The 18746-nt window shown below is 57.3% G+C and carries 15 protein-coding genes and 2 pseudogenes; 10 read left to right on the top strand and 7 right to left on the bottom strand.

Going from position 1 to position 18746, the window contains the following annotated elements:
• Positions 1-231: 231 nt before the first annotated feature.
• From N554_RS0105465 to N554_RS0105440, 6 genes are all read left to right on the top strand, one after another.
• The gene (locus tag N554_RS0105465; protein ID WP_029582561.1) at positions 232-1293 is read left to right on the top strand and encodes a Gfo/Idh/MocA family protein; all 1062 of its coding nucleotides are present in this window, start codon (positions 232-234) and stop codon (positions 1291-1293) included.
• A complete protein-coding gene (locus N554_RS0105460) occupies positions 1290-1754 on the top strand; it encodes an acyltransferase (protein WP_029582560.1) in 465 nt (154 codons plus the stop codon). Before N554_RS0105465 ends, N554_RS0105460 begins: the two co-directional genes overlap by 4 nt.
• Before the next feature lie 31 nt (positions 1755-1785).
• Positions 1786-2886, top strand: coding sequence for a DegT/DnrJ/EryC1/StrS family aminotransferase (locus N554_RS0105455; RefSeq protein WP_029582559.1), 1101 nt, complete (start codon positions 1786-1788; stop codon positions 2884-2886).
• Positions 2887-2935: 49 nt separating this feature from the next.
• Complete coding sequence (locus N554_RS0105450) at positions 2936-4480, top strand: lipopolysaccharide biosynthesis protein (RefSeq protein WP_029582558.1); 1545 nt, start codon at positions 2936-2938, stop codon at positions 4478-4480.
• 3 nt (positions 4481-4483) lie between these two features.
• Positions 4484-6325 carry an asparagine synthase (glutamine-hydrolyzing) gene (gene asnB, locus N554_RS0105445; protein ID WP_029582557.1) on the top strand — a complete coding sequence of 614 codons (1842 nt, stop codon included), beginning with the start codon at positions 4484-4486 and terminating at the stop codon, positions 6323-6325.
• A 68-nt stretch (positions 6326-6393) separates the two neighbouring features.
• A complete protein-coding gene (locus N554_RS0105440) occupies positions 6394-7785 on the top strand; it encodes a hypothetical protein (RefSeq protein ID WP_036052477.1) in 1392 nt (463 codons plus the stop codon).
• Positions 7786-7790: 5 nt separating this feature from the next.
• Here the strand turns inward: N554_RS0105440 and N554_RS0105435 are convergent, their stop codons facing one another.
• Positions 7791-8516: a class I SAM-dependent methyltransferase gene (locus N554_RS0105435; protein WP_081851142.1), complete on the bottom strand. Its 726-nt coding sequence runs from the start codon at positions 8514-8516 to the stop codon at positions 7791-7793.
• 193 nt (positions 8517-8709) lie between these two features.
• Between N554_RS0105435 and N554_RS0105430 the strand changes: the two genes are divergently transcribed.
• The 3 genes from N554_RS0105430 to N554_RS0105420 are packed head-to-tail and all read left to right on the top strand — an operon-like array spanning position 8710 to position 11256.
• On the top strand, positions 8710-9798 hold the full coding sequence (locus N554_RS0105430) for a glycosyltransferase family protein (RefSeq protein ID WP_029582554.1): 1089 nt from the start codon (positions 8710-8712) through the stop codon (positions 9796-9798).
• Positions 9799-9842: 44 nt separating this feature from the next.
• A complete protein-coding gene (locus N554_RS0105425; protein WP_036052526.1) occupies positions 9843-10412 on the top strand; it encodes an acyltransferase in 570 nt (189 codons plus the stop codon).
• Positions 10402-11256, top strand: coding sequence for a class I SAM-dependent methyltransferase (locus N554_RS0105420; protein WP_029582552.1), 855 nt, complete (start codon positions 10402-10404; stop codon positions 11254-11256). Before N554_RS0105425 ends, N554_RS0105420 begins: the two co-directional genes overlap by 11 nt.
• Positions 11257-11298: 42 nt before the next feature.
• On the opposite strand, the gene N554_RS0105415 is transcribed toward N554_RS0105420, so the two are convergent.
• The 4 genes and pseudogenes from N554_RS0105415 to N554_RS0105400 all read right to left on the bottom strand — a co-directional run.
• Positions 11299-12519, bottom strand: a complete 1221-nt coding sequence (locus N554_RS0105415; protein WP_051677330.1) for a glycosyltransferase family 4 protein — start codon at positions 12517-12519, stop codon at positions 11299-11301.
• Positions 12519-13466 (bottom strand): NAD-dependent epimerase/dehydratase family protein, encoded by a 948-nt coding sequence (locus N554_RS0105410; RefSeq protein ID WP_036052474.1) that lies wholly within the window; start codon positions 13464-13466, stop codon positions 12519-12521. Before N554_RS0105410 ends, N554_RS0105415 begins: the two co-directional genes overlap by 1 nt.
• Positions 13467-13599: 133 nt before the next feature.
• Positions 13600-14775 (bottom strand): annotated as a pseudogene (locus N554_RS0105405) (glycosyltransferase family 4 protein); the annotation flags it as partial.
• Positions 14776-14916: 141 nt separating this feature from the next.
• Positions 14917-16047: pseudogene (locus N554_RS0105400) on the bottom strand (glycosyltransferase family 4 protein); the annotation flags it as partial.
• Between the two features lie 211 nt (positions 16048-16258).
• Between N554_RS0105400 and N554_RS0105395 the strand changes: the two are divergent.
• Positions 16259-16723 carry a hypothetical protein gene (locus N554_RS0105395; RefSeq protein WP_029582548.1) on the top strand — a complete coding sequence of 155 codons (465 nt, stop codon included), beginning with the start codon at positions 16259-16261 and terminating at the stop codon, positions 16721-16723.
• Between the two features lie 134 nt (positions 16724-16857).
• Here N554_RS0105395 and N554_RS0105390 read toward each other — a convergent pair whose 3' ends face one another.
• Complete coding sequence (locus N554_RS0105390) at positions 16858-18192, bottom strand: O-antigen ligase family protein (RefSeq protein WP_081851115.1); 1335 nt, start codon at positions 18190-18192, stop codon at positions 16858-16860.
• Between the two features lie 125 nt (positions 18193-18317).
• Positions 18318-18746: IS30 family transposase (locus N554_RS0105385; RefSeq protein ID WP_029582546.1), on the bottom strand; the 429-nt coding region annotated here is incomplete at its 5' end.

The raw sequence follows: 18746 nt of genomic DNA, 5'->3' as shown, positions 1-18746 counted from the left end.
CGCCAGAATTCGGTAGGGGCAAGCCTTGACAAGGCGGTTCGTGATCCATCATGGACATGCAAGATATTGAAAATGATAGCAGCTTCGGCTATCCGGTGTGATACGTGGAACCGGTGTACTGGGCCGGTCAGATCGTGCCATTTCTACAAATGTTGGGGTATCGCGCGATATAGGATAGGTCGTCCGGATAGACGTCGTGCGCTCTCTGGAGCGAACCGCAAAGGGTGATCCGTGATCAAGTTTGGCTTACTGGGGTGCGGACGCATCGCGAAGCGCCACTCCGATCTTCTTGGGGGAGGCCATATCCCAGGAGCCGAACTGGTTGCAGTCTGCGACGAAGTCCGTGAGCGCGCCAACGCAATCGCCGCGAAATTTGGCGTGTTGGCATTCTACAATATCGATGAATTTCTTGGCCGAAAAGATATCCAGGCTGTTTCCGTGTTGACGCCAAGTGGCATGCATCCGGCTCACACTATTGCTGTTGCCAAGGCGGGCAAGCATGTCATCGTCGAAAAGCCGATGGCTCTTCGCCTTCAAGACGCCGATGCCATGATCCGCGCCTGCGATGCCGCGGCAGTTAAGCTGTTCGTCGTGAAACAGAATCGATTCAATGTTCCCGTGGTCAAGGCGCGCGAGGCGCTTGATAGCGGCCGCTTTGGACGCCTGGTGCTGGGAACCGTGAGGGTGCGCTGGTCTCGCGATCAAGCCTACTATGATCAGGATAAATGGCGCGGAACCTGGGCATATGATGGCGGCGTTCTAGCCAACCAGGCCAGCCACCATGTCGATATGCTGGAATGGTTCTTCGGTGACGTCGTTAGCGTACACGCCCGGGCGGCAACGGCGTTGGTGAACATCGAAGCCGAAGACACGGCGGTGGCGACGCTCAGATTCAGAAATGGCGCGCTCGGAATCATCGAAGCCACAACGGCAATCAGGCCGAAGGATCTTGAAGGGTCCCTGTCGATACTCGGAGAAAAGGGTTCAGTCGAAATTGCGGGCTTTGCAGTCAACAAAATCCGGCATTGGCGATTCTCAGAAGAACTAGATTCAGACAAGGACGTGATGGAGAGATTCTCCGTCAATCCGCCAAATGTTTATGGGTTCGGTCACCAGGCGTACTACGAGCACGTCGTCAAATGCCTCAACGATCAGAGTCCGGCGCTTGTCGATGGTCTTCAGGGACGCAAGAGCCTCGAACTGATATCTGCGTTGTACGAGTCGATTGAGACGGGCAAGGAAGTCTCGTTGAATTTTGTTCCGCAGTTGTGTCGTCTGGGTGAGCTACCATGAACGAGCCCGAGATCCGACACGTAAGTGTGCGTGATGTGCTATTCGGCGCGCGCGTCAGGATCGTGGAGCCCTGCAATCTCTACGGCTGCGAAATTGGAGACGACTGTTTCATTGGCCCCTTTACCGAGGTCCAGAAAGCCGTACGTATCGGAGCGCGGACGCGAGTTCAGTCCCATGCGTTCGTCTGCGAACTCGTCACAATCGGCGAAGATTGTTTCATCGGCCACGGGGTGATGTTCGTCAACGATACGTTTTCGATCGGTGGGCCGGCGCGTGGTCGCAAAGAGCTGTGGCGTCCCACAAAAATCGGAAATCGAGTATCAATCGGATCGGGCGCGGCAATTCTTCCGGTTAAGATCTGCGACGATGTCGTGGTCGGGGCGGGAGCCGTAGTGACCAAGGATATCGCGGTGCCCGGATCCTACGCAGGAAATCCGGCGCGCCTACTCACGCGCCGGTAGCCGTCACCAGCTTGAACGAAAGTTTCCACCGATGGCCGTGCCCTACGCCGATCTTCATCTGCAATACCAGAGCATCAAATCGGAAATCGACGCCGCCGTTTCTTCCGTCATTCGTGACAGCGCGTTCATTCGTGGACCATACGTCGATGCGTTTGAGCGTGCATTTGCGACTGTTGTTGATGCGCATCATTGCGTGTCTTGCGCCAACGGAACCGACGCGCTCTTTGTTGCGATGGCTGCCCTGGGGGTTAAGCCCGGCGATGAGGTAATTACCACGGCACAATCGTGGATCAGCACGTCGGCCATGATCACTCATGCCGGTGCGACGGTAGTTTTTTGCGATACGGACGCCAGCACTTTCACGATCGACCCCGCAGCCGTTGAGAGTGCCATCACGCCGCGAACTGTCGGAATCATTCCAGTTCATCTTTATGGTCAACCGGCTGACATGGGCGCGATCATGGCGATCGCACGCAAGCACGGCCTTTGGGTAATCGAGGACTGTGCGCAAGCGCATTTGGCGCGGTATAAGGGTCAACAGGTCGGTACCTTCGGCGACGCTGCCACCTATTCATTCTATCCAGGCAAGAATCTCGGGGCGATGGGCGATGCTGGTGCTATCGTCACCGGTCGTTCAGATCTCGCCGAACGAATGGCGATGCTGGCGCGACACGGCGGACTGGTGAAGCATCAACATCAATTCGAGGGCATCAACAGCCGTTTGGATGGTCTGCAGGCCGCCATCCTTTCGGCGAAGCTACCGCATTTGGCGCGTTGGACGCAGGCGCGGCAGGCCGCGGCCGCGGTCTATAACACCGGTCTCAACCAGATCGAGGAAATCGTCGTGCCGCAGGTCGCTCCCGATCGCACCCATGTCTATCACCTCTACACCATCCAGCATCCGCAACGCGACCAACTCGCCGCGCATTTGAACGCAAACGGTGTGCAAACCGCCATCAACTATCCCGTTGCGCTGCCGTTTCTGGAAGCCTACCGGCGCTTGGGTCATCGTCCCGAGCAGTTTCCGAATGCCCACCGGCATCAGGGCCGCATCCTGTCGTTGCCGATGTTCGCGGAAATCACGGCGCAGCAGCAGAAGACCGTGGTCGATCTCATTAGCGCCTTCAGTTAGTCATGCCCACCGCTGGCGATATCGGTTCAGAGCCGATTGAAGATACCCTATGAAAAGCGGCTCTCGATTACTGGCAAACTCGACCTGGAATGCGACGGCGTTTCTCGTCGGCGTCGGGTTGAACTTACTGATCCTGCCTTTTGTCGTCATGCGCCTGGGCGTTGCATCGTTCGGAATTGCGGGACTTGTCATCGCCAGCATCGCGCCTGCGCTGATTTTCAGCAGTTCTCTCGCGCTGATGATTACGCGCGAACTAGCGCAACGACTTGCTCCCGGAGAGCGTCGCGAGGCAAGGCAGTTTTTTGCAACGGCGCTGTTTCTCAGTCTGGCCGCGGGCATTCCGCTCGCGGCGGTTTTCCCGCTCGCGGGTCCCGCTGTGGCGCAGCGCCTATTTCATCTGAGCGGCGATCTCTCTTACGATCTTTTTGCGGCGTTCTGCTTCGGCGCCCTGGGATGGCTGTGCCAGTGCGTCGCCGGCGTCTTCCTCGCGCTGTTCACAGCGCGCCAGGACTATGCGCGGCTCGCCCTGATCAATATCGCGGGTACCGTCATCTCGACGCTTTTGATGCTGGTACTCATCCCGCGATGGCCGGTTGCATCTACCTTCATAGCCTGTCAAATGGCGGGGTTTGCAGCCAATCTTTTATTGTCGGTACTGTTGTCGCGGCTCGCACTGGCCAAATGGGTGGCGCTTCCAGCCTTGCATCGCATGTCGCTGGCAAGCCTTCTGCGCACCGGCAAATGGCAAGTGGTCGCGCAGGGCGGAGGGCTTGTTGCGGGGCAGGCGGATCGCTATTTGCTTGGCGCGTTCCTGCAACCGCAAAATGTAGGTTACTATGTGATCGCGCAACGCCTCGAGGAGGCGATTTACATCGGTGTCCTGAAAATAGGCGAGATTTTGTTTCCGTTTTTCAGCTCGCTGCAAGGTGAGGGCGATGCGCGCGTGTGCGATTTGTTTTTCCGTGCGGCCTGGGTGCTGAATGTTCTGGCGGTTGGTGTGCTCGGAGCCCTCATTCCTGTCGCGGGCAATGTACTGCATCTGTGGACTGGCGCGGAGGTCGCGGCCGAAGGTCAGCGCGTCCTGATCGTCTTGGCGCTGGCGGGGATTCTCGGCAGCGGCACCAATGTTTTCGCATTTTATCTGTTGGCGAACGGCAGGACGCGGACTAACGCCGCGATCTCGCTGGTCACCGCGCTGTTCACGCTTGGCACAAGCGCGATCGCACTACCTTATATCGGATGGCCCGCCGCCGGCTGGAGTTCCTGTGTCGGCGCGTTGGCGCAGATCGTTGTGATGACGCTGCTGCTGCGACGGAGTTTCAATTTGCCGGACATTTGGCAGCGGGTCGGGCATTTCGTCCTGCTGCCAATCGCCGTCGGTGTGGCCTGTGCGGTCTTGTTGCGAGTCTGGATTACCGGTTACAGCTTCGGTCAGAGTGTGGTCTGGTGGCAGATTGTGGGCTGGTATGGCTTTTCTGCTGCGGCGATCCTGGCAGTTGTTCTCGCGGTCTCCAGTGTTGGGCCTTACGGAGAGATTTGCCGGCGGGATATGCATCGCATCGCAACGCGATTTCTTCCTGCGAGGAGTCTCTGATTCATGTGCGGCATTGCGGGTATCGTCGATCTACAGGGCAGGACCGTCGCTCCTGACGCGATTGAACGTCTGACCAGCCTGGTCGCTCATCGCGGTCCCGACGGCGCGGGATTTTGGTTCAGCGATGACAAGCACATCGCGCTTGGCCATCGCCGTTTGGCAATTATCGACCCCGGCGCACGTGGCAATCAGCCGATGATATCGGGCGATGGCCGTTATGTCATCGTCTACAATGGCGAGGTCTACAACTTCCTCGAATTGCGAGAGGAGTTGGAGCGGTTAGGCATCCAGTTCCGCACTGAGTCCGATACGGAAGTCATCCTTGCTGCGTGGCAGGCTTGGGGACCGAACATGCTGTTGCGCTTCAACGGCATGTGGGCCCTTGCCATTGTCAACAAGGTCTCAGGCGATGTTTTTTTGGCGCGCGATCGCTTCGGTATCAAGCCGCTGCTTTATTCGGTTTCGGACGGACGTTTTGTCTTTGCCTCGGAAATGCGTGCGCTCGTTGGATGCGGACTGGTGCCAACCGATATCGACGTGGACGTTGCACGCCGGATTTTGGTCGATGCGTTCAGTATCGAGGGCAGCGAACGCACACTGCATCGAGAAGTCAGTCGGCTGCAGGGAGGTCATTATCTCTGGATAAAGGCAGGCCGCACCAGCCTGACACGCTGGTGGCGGACGATTGATCACTTGCCGCAGCTGCCCTCCACAGAAGTCGGGCGCGTCGAACGGTTCGGCGAGATTTTTCGCGATGCCGTAGCCCTGCGCATGCGCAGTGACGTGCCGATCGGCACCTGCCTGTCCGGCGGGTTCGATTCTTCGGCGATTATCTGCACGATGGCCGATGCCGAGAAGGCGGGAATGGGGCCGCGAGGCAATCATGCCTGGCGCCATGCTTTCGTCGTGTCGTTTCCGGGTTCTCCTAACGACGAACGGCCACAGGCCGAGGAAGCTGCTGCCTGGGCTGGCGTCGATCCTACGATACTCCAGATCGGCGTCGATGACGCCTTGAGAGATTTCGATCGCGTTCTCGAGGATATGGACGATATCTATATCGGCCTGCCGACCGCGGTGTGGCTGATTTACAGGGAACTTCGCCGCCGAGGGGTACTGGTGTCACTCGATGGTCATGGCGCGGATGAACTGATGGGCGGCTACCTGCAGGCTGGTGGCACCGGAATTTTCCAGCTGCGGAACCTGTTGTCAGGAATTGTGTCCCGCTGGCGGTTTCTGGCGCGAACGGTGGATCTCGCACGCGCTAGGCTAATCCAACACAAAGGTCAGTTCTTTCTGCGTGGGGGGCTTTCCTCGCTGCCGCGGCCGTTCCCGGTGGTGGGCGATGAGGACCGCCTGCCGCGCGAATGGGGGTCCTTCAATCGCAGGCTCTATCGCATGCTTCATGGAACTGTGTTGCCGACGATCTTGCGGAACTTCGATCGTTTGTCGATGGCACATGGCATTGAAGTGCGTATGCCGTTTCTGGATTGGCGTCTGGTGACATATACGGTCGCCCTTCCGGAAGAGACCAAATATGCCGGAGGTATTTCCAAATTGATCGCGCGCCGTGCCATGGCCGGGCGCATGCCGGAATCGATCCGGGCCGGGAAGCGAAAAGTGGGCTTCAATTCGCCAATGCCGGAATGGCTGAATGGCCCGCTTTCGGACTGGACGGCATCATTGTTGGCAAAGAAGGTTGCGGCCTTTGCCGAACTGGTCGATGAGCCGTCACTCGAAAAAGTGGTTCTCACCTTCAACCGCAACAAATCATGGAATTGGGAGTCGGCCGACCGAATTTGGCCATATCTTCATATGAAGTGGATGTTAGCTCGCTTGCCGCACTGAAGAACGACGGTTGGGCCGCATCCTGCCCAATTTGGCGAAGCGGGTTTCCGCTCTTCCGGAGGGTGGTGATGCTCGCAGCAAGCTATGCGGTTGCAACTTTGGCCATGAGCGGCGCGGCAATCTATCTCTATTTCAGATTACGCTTGTTTCTCACGGCCGCCACAATGCTGGTGGGATCGCTGTTGCTGGTCTATGGCCCTGCCTATTTGAGTTTCATGCTCTCATCAGGCGAGAAGGCTATGGTGCTCGAGCGACTTTCAGGCTCGATGGGCGGCAAGTCCATTATATTCAGCATCATTCACGCGGCGTCCCCAGATTTTGGCGCCATCGTTATCGCTATGAATTTTGCGATGGCGCTGATGTACGTCGGGGTCATTTTGGGGATCGAGATTGTCGATCGGCTGATACCAAAGCGGATCGCGACCATGCAGGCTGCCTTGACCGGCTGGAATTCGCAGCCGTTGAAAGACAACGTCGGCGGCAGCCGAATGCTATTGGTAGTGATCGCGAGTCTCGCTGTGTTCCTGGCCTGGGCATCGTTCAAGGAGAACCATGTCGGCACCATCAAGGCGTTCTTGTCGATTACCGGAGATGAAACGGGCAGGGCCGCTTATCGCCTGAATTACGGGGGCAGCCCGAACTATCTCTACCGTTTGATCTTGGGAGCGGTGGCGCCGATGTTAGTCGTGTGGGGATTGCTTTCGAGCTGGGTCAATCGTTCGTGGATTTTGTTTGTGGCAGCGAGTTTGCTTTTTCTCGCTGTTATGATCGGAAAGTTCGAAACCCTGAGCAAAGCGCCTCCGGCATTCTTTCTTATTCAATTGGTCGTGGCAGGACTGCTTGTCTTTCGCAATAAGTTGACTTGGCGCAGTGGGCTCGGTGCTTTGTTCGCGCTCATTCTCGTATTTTACCTGATCATCAGGTTCACGATGTCTGCCTATGACAATTTCGGTGCGCTGGGGTTTCTCTATTACCGGGTCTTCGAGGTGCCGAGTGAATCGGTTCTGGAAACGTTCAGCGCATTCCCCTTCCGATATCCTCACACATGGGGCGCCAATATCCGGCCGCTGGCGATGATCATGGGACTCGATTACACGCCCGCATACACGATCATCTCGCAGCTCTGGCACAACACCAAAGATGTTACCAGCAACGCACTGTTCATCGCCGACGCCTGGGTTGATTTTTCGTATGCCGGCGTTATCGTTTACAGCATGCTCGCGGGCGCCATATGCCGTTCAATCGATGCGATTTATCTGGTGAATGGCAAAACTGCGCTCGGCATCGCAGTGATGGCCGCGGCGTTTGTCGGTGTCTTCACGCTGTTGGTGAGTGCTCTTAACACCGCATTGTTGTCGGGCGGATTGCTGCTTGCGCCGCTCTTGGCAGGTGCCCTCGTAAAAGCGACTAGGCTTCTCAATCAGGCTGGGCCATCGTCGATACCGGCCGGCAATGGCTGATTTAGTTATTTTGCCAGCACCATCAGCGACCACCCACCCAGAACACGTGCGGCAAAATCCGGCGCGACTTTCGACAGGAGAATACGAGGTATTTTCATCAGGTTGGCCCGCAAGCCGCGATTCGGGGGTTCGATCGCAAGCGCGGTGAAATTGGCGTCGATTACTTCATAGCCGCAGTATCTTATGGTCTCGAGTGCGGTCTCTTTGGTGAAGTAGTGCAGATGTCCGACTCTTCGCCGCGCTTCCGGCAACGCGTCAACCCGCGCTACTGCCTGAACGGACAGGTCGAGCGGAATATGGAAGATTTTGTAGTCGGCGTAGCGTTTCAGGGATTTGATGAATCCGATGTAGTCATCGACATGTTCGAACACGTCAATGCATAGGAGAGCATCGAAGCGAACCTCTTCATCCAGCAGATTGGCGTTGACATAACGCACACCGGCACGTTCGCGACTTCGCGCCAGCGCGAAGGCTTGCTCCGACATCTCATAGCCGACGAAAGAACTTTCAGGCAGGTGAGCCTTGAGCTGTACCAGGATCTCGCCGGCGCCGCAGCCAATTTCCGCAATCCGCGATGGCTTGAGATTGTTCCTGCGAAGGATCTCGTAAATCTTCTGGGCCTTCCACGGTGAATCCTCGACATGCCACGTCGGGTTGCTCGCGAGATATTCCGTGTTGGAATAGATCGACTCGCCTTCAATCCGGTACCCCGCGTTATTTTTGCTGGTCATAGGCTGTTCCGAGTCCGTATTGCGCCGCGCATCGGTCATCTGAAACGTAAAACCGTGCTATTTCGCAGCAGCATGTGACAGTGTCAATCGTTCGCAGCTAGATGGCCATTTGGGGGAGGCGAAGCGCCGGTAGCTGAGTTTCTTATTCGCGCGGAGAATGCTATCGATCCCGGCTGCTGGCGGATCCTCTGAAATGCGAATATTCCAGAATAGCGGTCTTTACCCATCCTATCTGCGTCATTTCGACCGTCTTGCGACTGGTGCCGTTCGCTTCGACGAGCGACTGCGTGTGTTCCTGAACGACAGGTTCGGCGCGTTGCATTTCCTGCAGCCGGTTCTCGACAGATCCCCTGATGCCTTCTTCACCAACGGCGACGACCACACGCTGCAGAAATACTGGGCGCGAGAAAACGGGATGCCGTCGTCAAGCGCATTGGAAGACATTCTCATCGCGCAGATCGAACATCATCGCGCCGATGTCCTGTACAATCTCGATCCGATCCGGTACGGCAATGCCTTCGTGCGCAAGCTGCCCGGGTGCGTAAAGAAAACCGTGTGCTGGCGCGCGGCGCCTTCGGGTAATGCCAACCTGTCGACTTATGATCTTGTCGTCGGTAATTTTCCGTCAATCCTTGAGGACTGGCGCAAAAAGGGCTGTCGGGTCGCTTCGTTTTCGCCTGCGATCGATCCGGTGATGAACGAATATGGCCGGGGCGAGCGGCCTATCGACGTCCTGTTCGTCGGAGGCTACTCCCGCCACCATTCGCGACGTGCGAGGATTCTGGAGCGGGTCGCCAATCTCGCTGTGACCCGGAGCGTCGTCTTCTGTCTGGATGCATCGCGTTTCACGCGGCTTGCTGAAAGCCCTGCCGGCTTTTTGCCGCCGCTCAGAAAGCACCGCCGTCCCCCGGCGATATCGAGGATTGCAAAAGAGCCGGTGTTCGGACGGCAGCTTTATGATTTGATCGGGCAGTCCAAGATCGTGCTCAACGGCGCCATCGACATGGCAGGAGAGGATCGCGGCAACATGCGATGCTTCGAGGCGATGGGCTGCGGCGCCCTGCTGGTTTCGGACTCTGGGCAATACCCGGATGGCATGGAGCCGGACACGACGATCAAAGTCTACGGTTCTCCCGAACAGGCCGCCCGGCTGATCGAAGAACGGCTTGCCGACGGTCCCGGATCGTTGCAAATGGCTGCCCGGGGACGGCACCGGATCGCAAGCATTTATAGCAAGTCCGCGCAATGGCAGCGTTTTGTCGCTCTCGCGGAACGGCTATAGTTGTGCTACAGGCGGAATATATTTACGGGATTCCTACAAAGATAATGAATTTCGATATTCTGATTCAGCGACTTGTTGGACGCGCTACATGTCGATTGGGTGAGGGCTCGCGCTTAAGCCGAAGCGCGCGGATCAGAAATATTGCTGGTGACACAGAGAGGATTTTGATTGGACGCAACACTTTCGTCCGCGGTGAACTTATGACCTTTGGTCACGGCGGCAGGATTGTGCTCGGAGATTGGTGCTACGTAGGGGAGGGAACTCGCATATGGTCGGCCGCTTCGATCACCATTGGAAGTCGTGTTTTAGTGTCTCACTCTGTCAATATATTTGATAATCTTACGCATCCATTAGGTGCGTCTCAACGACATCAGCAAACTAGGGCGATACTCGAACGCGGCCATCCGCGCGAGCTGGCGCTCGGCGAGCAGCCTGTCACCATTCACGACGACGCGTGGATTGGCGCGGGGGCTTTTGTGCTACGCGGCGTGACGTTGGGGCAGGGTGCGATTGTTGCTGCCGGCGCTGTCGTAACCAAAGATGTGCCACCGTTTTCCATCGTAGCGGGGAATCCTGCGGTCATCGTCAGGGAGCTGTCGCCCGATGAGCTCTGATCCTAGGCATTCGTCTTGGGAGGAGGCCGTCGTCTGGTTTCGCAATCAGCCTGAGCAGCAGCAGGTTGCGCGAGACGCGTTCTATGACGATCCGTTGGTGGACGCTGCCGCACGTTATCATGCATCGGGAGAATGGCACGCCGTTTCTGAGATATTGCACCGACGCCACGGTCGGGCGCTCGATATCGGCGCCGGTCGTGGCATTGCCAGCTACGCATTGGCGCGCGATGGTTTTGAGGTGACCGCGCTCGAACCCGACCCGAGTGCAATCGTCGGATCCGCGGCGATCCGCAAGCTCGCCCAAGATGCGAGGCTCGCCATCGACGTTGTCGAGGAGGTGTCCGAGCGGCTTCCGTTCGCCGACAAGAGTTTCGATGTGGTATTCGCACGGGCGGTCTTGCACCACATGACCAACCTTGAAGATGCCTGCCGCGAAATTTATCGCGTGCTGAAGCCCGGTGGGATCGCGATCGCTGCACGCGAACATGTCATCAGCCACGATTCCGATCTCCAGAAGTTTCTGGACCAGCATCCGCTGCACCGGCTGTATGGCGGCGAGCACGCCTTTCGTCTCGATCGCTATGTCAACGCCCTGAGCGCGGCCGGATTTCAGCCGCTGGAGGTCTTTGGGCCACTGACAAACGCGATCAATCTGTTTCCGTATACAATCAATAGCTTGCGCGATGCCGTAGTCTCGCGTCTGTCACGCAAGTTGCCGGTACCGGGCTGGCGAGCGATCCTGAGCTCTGACTCCGTCTTCAAATTTGCGCTGACCGTCGCCGAGCGTTTCGATAACAGGCCTGGCCGTCTTTACTCGTTCGTGGGACACAAGGCGCTCGGCTAAACATTCAGAATGGGCTTACTAACGATCCATTGGTGGCACCTGCTATCCGATCTTTTCAGCCAAAATCTCCTGGTAGATCGCCCCGGCCCGTGCAGCCGACCTTTCCCAGTTAAAGACCTCCATGACGCGCGCCCGCCCGGCATTGCCCATTGCCTTGCGCATCGATTCATCGGCGCACAACCGGTCCAACGCGGCAGCGAGAGGCATGGGGTCGCCCGGCTTCACCAGAATTCCGGCATCGGGCGATACCTCAAACGGAATTCCGCCGATTAATGTCGAAACGACGGGAAGGCGGCTCGCCATGGCTTCAAGGACCACAAGCGGCAGCGTGTCGGCGCGCGAGGGGAATACAAACAAATCCGCGGTCTGATAGAGCGCCCGCAATTCTTCCCGTGTGATGAAATCAGTGAACAGAAGCCGCTCATCCGAGGCCGACATGCCATTGTCGGCGAGGAGCCGTGCATGCTCTTCCTGCGAGCGGATTGCGCCGCCGACGACCGTCACAGCCTTTTCGCGCATAATGGGCAATGCCCTTAGCAGCACGTCGAGGCCCTTGTTCGCCGTGTGGTTGCCCACAAACAGCATGAGGGGATGTTCCGCCGGAAGGGCGAAGCGCCTGGTTAGTCTTTGACGTTCGGTTTCGGGAATTGTGGTTGCGAAATACGGATCGACCCCGTTGGAGATGACACGAAGGTTGCGAGGGTCCACACCCATGCCGGTCAGAATAGGCGCCTCTTGCGGCGACAGCATCAAAACTCTCGCCGCGTTCTGCGCCACGTGTACGACCGGACGTCGCACCAGCATTTCCAGCAGCGGCTTTTGCCAGCGGGGGGCACCGAAGCCGCGCGAAAATTCGTTGAATTCGACAAATCCATGCGTCGAAATTACGTAAGGAATATGAAGATCAAGACAGGCTTGCGCAGCGGTCTTAAGTGCGCCCGGCGGGTGGGGGTTGTGAAAATGGACAATATCGAACCGGCCGTCACGCAGCCATGATTTGATATCCGCACGCCAGGCGAGGCTGACTGCCTGACGCGGCAAGAATTTTTGCAGCGGCAGAAGGGGATTTCGTGCCTTCTGGCGGAAGGTGCGAAGGCCGTCCTCGACGGTCTCGCTATCGTGATCCGCCATGAGAAACAACGCGCTGTCGACCAGCTTCGCGATCCTTTGCGTCAACTGGATTGCAGCAGATACCCCTCCGCTTGCCTTAAACGTCGGTGGCGTAATGACAACAGCGGCGACGCGCGGCTTGCTCGCCGTCATTAAAACCCGTCCTCAACGCGGCTGGCCCATGCCCGCTGCATGCTCTCAGTGAGCGACATTGCCGGCGTCCAATTGGTGATCTGCTTCAGCTTCTGGGTAGATGCCTTTAGCATCGGACGATCGACCGCGCGCATGCGCGAGGGGTCCTGCTGGATATCGAGCGTGACGCCGGCCGCAGCGCCGATCGTCGCGACGACATCGCCGACGGAGTGCGTGTTTCCCGTGCCGAGATTTGAAATCAGCGGTCCGTCATTGAATGCGGCATTCTCGCCAAGCGCACGAAAGCCGAATGCGGCGTCGCTGACGTCGATATAGTCACGATGCGGAAACAGGTTTCCCAAGGCGAGTTGGTGTTTGCCCGCCGCAAGCTGGCCGATAATGGCGGGTACGAGATGTGGGTTGGTCTCTCCGGGGCCTACCACGTTAAACAACCTGACGATGACGCCGCGGATCTTGTTTTGGTTGTGATAGTGCCGAACAAAATCCTCGCCGTGCAATTTCGTGGAGCCATAGATATCGACCGGCCCCAACTCTTCATTGCGTTCCAGGTGAGCACCGGGCAGCGGACGATAAACGGCAGCCGACGACGCGAAGACGAATTTCGCTCCGGCCGGCGCGGCGTTCAGAAGATTGACGGTCCCGGACACGTTGATTGCGACCGCATTGCCGGGCGCCCTCTCGCACGCCGGAATGAAATGCACTGCGGCGAGGTGGTAGACAATCGCCGGTTTCACCTTACCGAGACATTCTGCGACCGCATCGGCATCGCGGATGTCGTGCCGATGCAGAACAAATTCTTTCTGGTCCATCTGAGCCAGACGATGTTCACCGCTGGCCAAATTATCCAGAACGTGGACTTCGCAATCCCTCTGCGCGACGAGCTGGCGCACCAATTCCCGCCCCACATATCCGATCCCGCCGGTCACCAAAACTGGATCGTTTTTCATAAGCAAGCCTTTGCAGGAGAGAATTGGCGGTATGAGCGGCTGTGTCGCCGCCCTCGATGGAAAAAACTTTCCGGTGAGTCAACGGCTAAAACGCTATCTTTGATACGGCGTGCTGTTGCCCGCTTCATCGGGATCAGCGAAGTCTGGCACGACGCTCCCGCTTGGCTTGCTCGGGCACCGCGGCGTGCCTGTCCAGAAGACGGCTCATCAGTTCACCGTAAGATTTCAGCGCGTTCTGCCTTGTGTAGCGCGGAGCGATCTCGGCCGCGCGCTGGCCCTTCTCCAGCGTGTTGCCGGCTGCCGAGGCTGCGAGCTCGACGGCCTGTGCAATCGCTGCGGGCCTCTCCGGTTGCACCACCCAACCCAAGTCATGTTCGCGGACGAGGATGGCCGCTTCCGCGTCCGGTTCCGAGCAAATGATGACGGGCCGACCGACCGCGAGCAAATTGTAGATTCGGCTCGGCACAGACACGCCGGTATTGTTTTTGCGGTACGGAATGAGCCAAATGTCGGCGGCCGACAGGAAAGTTTCTAATTCTGCTTCGGGTACGCGCTCGATTAGCGTGACGTTGTCGAGCGGCGAGGCGGCCTGCATTTCCTTCAATTTAGTCCAGCCAACACCTTCGCCAGAAAACAGAAAATGAATACCGGTATTGTCTTTCAATATTCGAGCGGCCTCAAATACGGAGTCGGGATCGTGGGTAAATCCCGCATTTCCCGACATCGCCACCAGGAATTTGCCTCCGCAACGGCGGCGATAGGGATTGTCAGCTGCGATCTCCCGATAGCGCACCGGAAGCGTCGCCCAATTTGGAATGAAGCTAATCTTTTCTGCGGTCATTCGCGGGTAGGCCATCAATATAGAATTCATGTCACGCCCGATGGTAACGACGGCGTCGAGCCCTTCGAACATCACCCTGTTCGCCCATCGCATAATTTTGGTCACTATCGACGTGGGTTGCAGAAAGCCCGCCATGATCAGGGAATCCGGATAGAAATCGTAGATAATGAGCGCTGCAGAAGCATCGCGTAGTCGCGCCGCTAACGTCACGGCATAGGGCAACGTGAACGGAGTCGTAACGCAAAGAACGGCGTCTTCACGACGGCTGTGCTTCATGACTGAAAGAAAAACCTGCACAGCGAACAGGAGGGCGGCAAGCGAGCGTGAGACCAGCGCAGATCTCCCCGGCCACCAGCTCCGTATTTCGATGACGGCGGGCTCGCCTGGTTTCGACGGCGATTTCGAGCCGGAGTTCGGGGTCCCCGACAGAACGAGCACCTGGCTTTCCAGCGCAAGCGCCCTGGCGATGTCGGTCATGTAGCCGGATGTCGTGCTGGGAAACGGTGCGTAATGCTGACTGACAAGCAGAATTTTACCGGCTCGCTGCAGTCGTTGGGCCGGCAAAGTAGAAGTCTCCGGCGGCCGGTAAGTTTGAAAACGATCCAGCGCTAAGCGATCGTAGAGCTCGATAACAGCCTTGCCGATGATTTTCGCTGATAGCTTGTCGACGACGAGTTGCCGTGCCGCACAGCTATAGCGCGCACGTAGCGCAGGTGAGGTGGCAAGGCGCGCTATCGCGCCGGCCAGGGCCGGCGCGTCCTCGATCGGCACCAACAGACCTGTCTGATCGTTGATGACGATTTCGCGGCATCCAGGAGCGTCCGTTGCTATCATCGGCCGTCCGCATGCTGCGGCCTCCAGCAGGCTCATGGGCAAGCCTTCCCTGTGCGACGGCAGTACGGCCACATGACAGCGCTGCCACAGCGAGACGATGTTGTCGATGTGTCCGAGCCAGGTGATTCCCGGCTGACGGCTCCATGCCTGTGCTTCTTCCAACAGAACAGAAGCGGGGTTGGCTGGGTCCGGATTTCCAGCAATTATCAGGTTTATACCATGCCCTTGTTTACGCAGAATACCATGAGCGGCCACCAACGCCCGAATGCCCTTATCGGTCAACAAGCGCCCGGCAAAACCAATTGTGATCGGGCCATCCGGTTCCGGCAGCGGCTGCAAGCGATCGGTGTCGACGCCCGACCCGGGGATCAAAACGATCCGCTTCCGTTCTATTCCAAGGGTTTCGAGAGCTGACTGATCATCAGGATTTTGAACGAGCACTAGGCTTTGCTCGCTATTTAGAAGCCATGGCAACAGCGTTGCCATGCTCCGCTTCAGCAACCGCGTTCGCCAAGTCACCGATGTAAAAATATAGCCCAGCCCGGTTATTGCATTTACGAAGGGAATCTTTTTCCCGAGTGCTGCGATCGAGCCAAAGACGCAGCATTGCAAACCAGAGTGGTGAATGATCTGCGGCTTAATTTTGCTTTCGACGCGTCGTAGCGCCCTAATAGTTGGGATTGCGGCAAAAGGTGATAGCCCACCTCGGCGGAAAGGAACCCGATGCAGCGTGAAGCCTTCCGCCTCAATCGCGTCGGCGCCTCTATCGACACGTGTCGCGACATGTACCTCAAACCCTGCTTCGCGCGCCGCCCGAGCCATCGGTAGCCGATTGAGCAAGAACGCGAAGTCCTCGTTGACGACGTATAGTATTCGTCGCGGCGGTGCAGCAGTTTCCAAAGTCATTCAATTCACATCGATTGATTTGCCCTCGGAACAGTCCGGGACCGTCTCGGTCAGATCGCCGTTTTTAGGCGGACATCGATCTCATGAACAGGGGTATACAGCTCAAAATCTTCTAAGAGTAGTTCCTATTGCGCACAAGCCGCTCAGCTGAAGCTACTCGCATCTGGCGTTCGTAAGGCTACCGAGATATCTAAAAGATTGCGCTCCGCGTATGACGATGTTCGGTGGGGTAGGCAGCACCCGAATTTTGAGCGAAAGCATGCCGTTTAAGGATCGCTGGGCCATATTGGCGGCTTCAAAAGGGGTTACTAAAGCAATAGCGTGTCGTGTAACGTTAGTCTTCGCGGTAGTTCTCCAAGCGGATTTATCCCACGCGGAAGACCGCTCGAAAGCCTACTTGAACGATATGAGAATTATGGCTTGCGTTACAGCACAGAATGCTGCGCGCGCACGCTTGAAGGATCAAGGCCCGGTCAGTTTCGAAAGTTGCGCTTCCAATAAATTCGACGTCGAGCTCGGCGCCGACGATCGCGACTATAGAGTGTCCGGTTATGTGACCGTACTCTCTCCCAATGCTGGTCCGGCGGTTAGGCGGTTTTTCGTGCGTATAAATCACGATCCCGGTTCGTATGGGGAGTGGGGATTCGAAGTGATCACAGTGGAGATTGCCCCTTGATCGTGTGTGATCGGTGCGCTCGATTTTTAGGTCTAACGTAGCACGCCCGCCCCATTTTTAAGTTAAGTAATGGTTGATTGGCGCCCCGTGGGACCATCTTCAGCCAGGCGGGCCCGCGGGGTCTGGCCACTAGATCATGCGGGCGCGCGCGGATGCTTTGGATCCCAGGTCTCCTTAGGTACACCCGCGCCGTCAATCTTAGTGTCATCAGCTCGTTTCAGCGCAACGATACCAACTGTCAATGCGAGAAAAAACTGCAGCATATATGTATAGGCAAACGCGCCGGAAATGTCCGAGCTCACGAGGTTAAAAACATATATGGCGACGGTGGATTTCTCCGCGGGAGAAAAGGTGGACCAGCGGCGCAGCGACGCAATGATTGGTAAGATAGTCAGAATACTAAACAGCACCAGCCCGGCAATTCCGGTATCGTAGAGTATTTCCAGATGCACGTTATGGGGATAATGCTTGGATCCTTCGGTGGGATGAAGCAGCCAATCCGGAGCGCCAAACCCCGCATCGATTGGATACATGCCGATGCCCCGCCCAAGCGGCAACCGCGCCGGGTCGCTCACGATATGGCGCCAGGTCTGTTCCCATATCGGCAAACGGAAGCCCTGATTGGGGTCCTGCAACTCTCGGATCGTCCGAGAGATCGCATCAGGTGCCTTTGCGTCCACGCCGATTTGGTTTAGCGCGCGCTGAGAAAGTACACCCGCTGCAATCGTCGCAGCCACGATCACAGCCGCGGCAGTTAGTGTTGCGACTTTCCTCGAATACTCCCAGAGCGCTGTGAAACCTAAGAAGATCAGGCTACTCGCGAGCGCGACCAATGCCGTTCGGGCAGCGATATGAAACAAGAGCAGCAGTACGATCAGCAGTGCGGTCACTAGGAGGAACCGCATAACGCGGTTCGATGCCAATCCAAATATTGCTAGCACGCCGACGCCGAGCACGAAGCCGATATTTTGGTGGAAGGTAATGTAGATTTCCGGGACTCCAATTCCGAAGATGTCGTCGATATTGATGCCCGTTGTGATGCCGCCGAAGCGCAATGCGTGGAGGGCGAGCAGCGCCGCATAGATCGCCGCAGTGCCGGAAAGCACCAGCAGGACCATCTTCAGCGCACGCGCTGCAGTAAAGCCAAAAATCAGCATGATCCCATGGATGATCAGGATGCCCCACAGGTGTGTCGCCGGTAATGCGGCGCGGGAATACGCCAGGAAGCTGACGACAATAACCGTGTAGAACAGCGCAGCTACGACGAGGGCGTCCCGGGCGTGGTTGGCACCGTCGAAGATCGGGCGCCAGCTCAACGCGACCAGGACAAGCCCGACTGCAACAGAAGCCGCAAAGATCGCTGTCGAACCTATTAGATAGAACGGCACGAAGGTCTTGGCGAGGACCGCCACGGTAACTGCGACCGATGTCCATCCCGTGAGGGTTAGCGTGTTATATCTGACCTGCATGCTGCTCTGTTGGTTCGCCGGACAGGGCGAAGAGTCCGGCGGCAAAATGAATCATGACCGTCGGCCTTATGCCGGATTGAGATACCGATGAACAGGTCAATTCTATCTTGATTGCGCCTGCCGGCTCAACCGGTCGCCGCAACACAGGCGTTAAATCTCTCTGCTGGAGTTTCAAATTGCAAGGTCTCACGTGGTCGTTCGTTTAGCTGGCGAGCCACTTTGTTCAGATAGGCTTGCGAGTGCACCGACAAATCGGTGCCTTTCGGAAAGTACTGTCTCAGCAGGCCATTGGTGTTCTCGTTCGAGCCGCGCTGCCACGGGCTTTGCGGATCGCAAAAGTATACGTCGATTTTGGTCGCCAACGTAAAGCGACGATGATCCGTGAGTTCCTTTTTCCGGTCCCAGGTCAGGGACTTATACAGCTCCTCTGGTAGCTTCTTCGCCTGCTTGATGAGCGCGGAGACGACCGTCTGGGTGTCCTTACCTGCCACCTTGGCCAACATCACGTAACGCGTATGGCGCTCGACCAAGGTCGCGATGTAGCTGTTGTTCGG

Origin of the sequence: Bradyrhizobium sp. URHD0069, from assembly GCF_000701345.1 — a bacterium.
Taxonomy (GTDB): domain Bacteria; phylum Pseudomonadota; class Alphaproteobacteria; order Rhizobiales; family Xanthobacteraceae; genus Bradyrhizobium.
The sequence above is the reverse complement of the archived record's forward strand: the minus strand, read 5'-3'. Positions and strand labels throughout refer to the sequence as shown.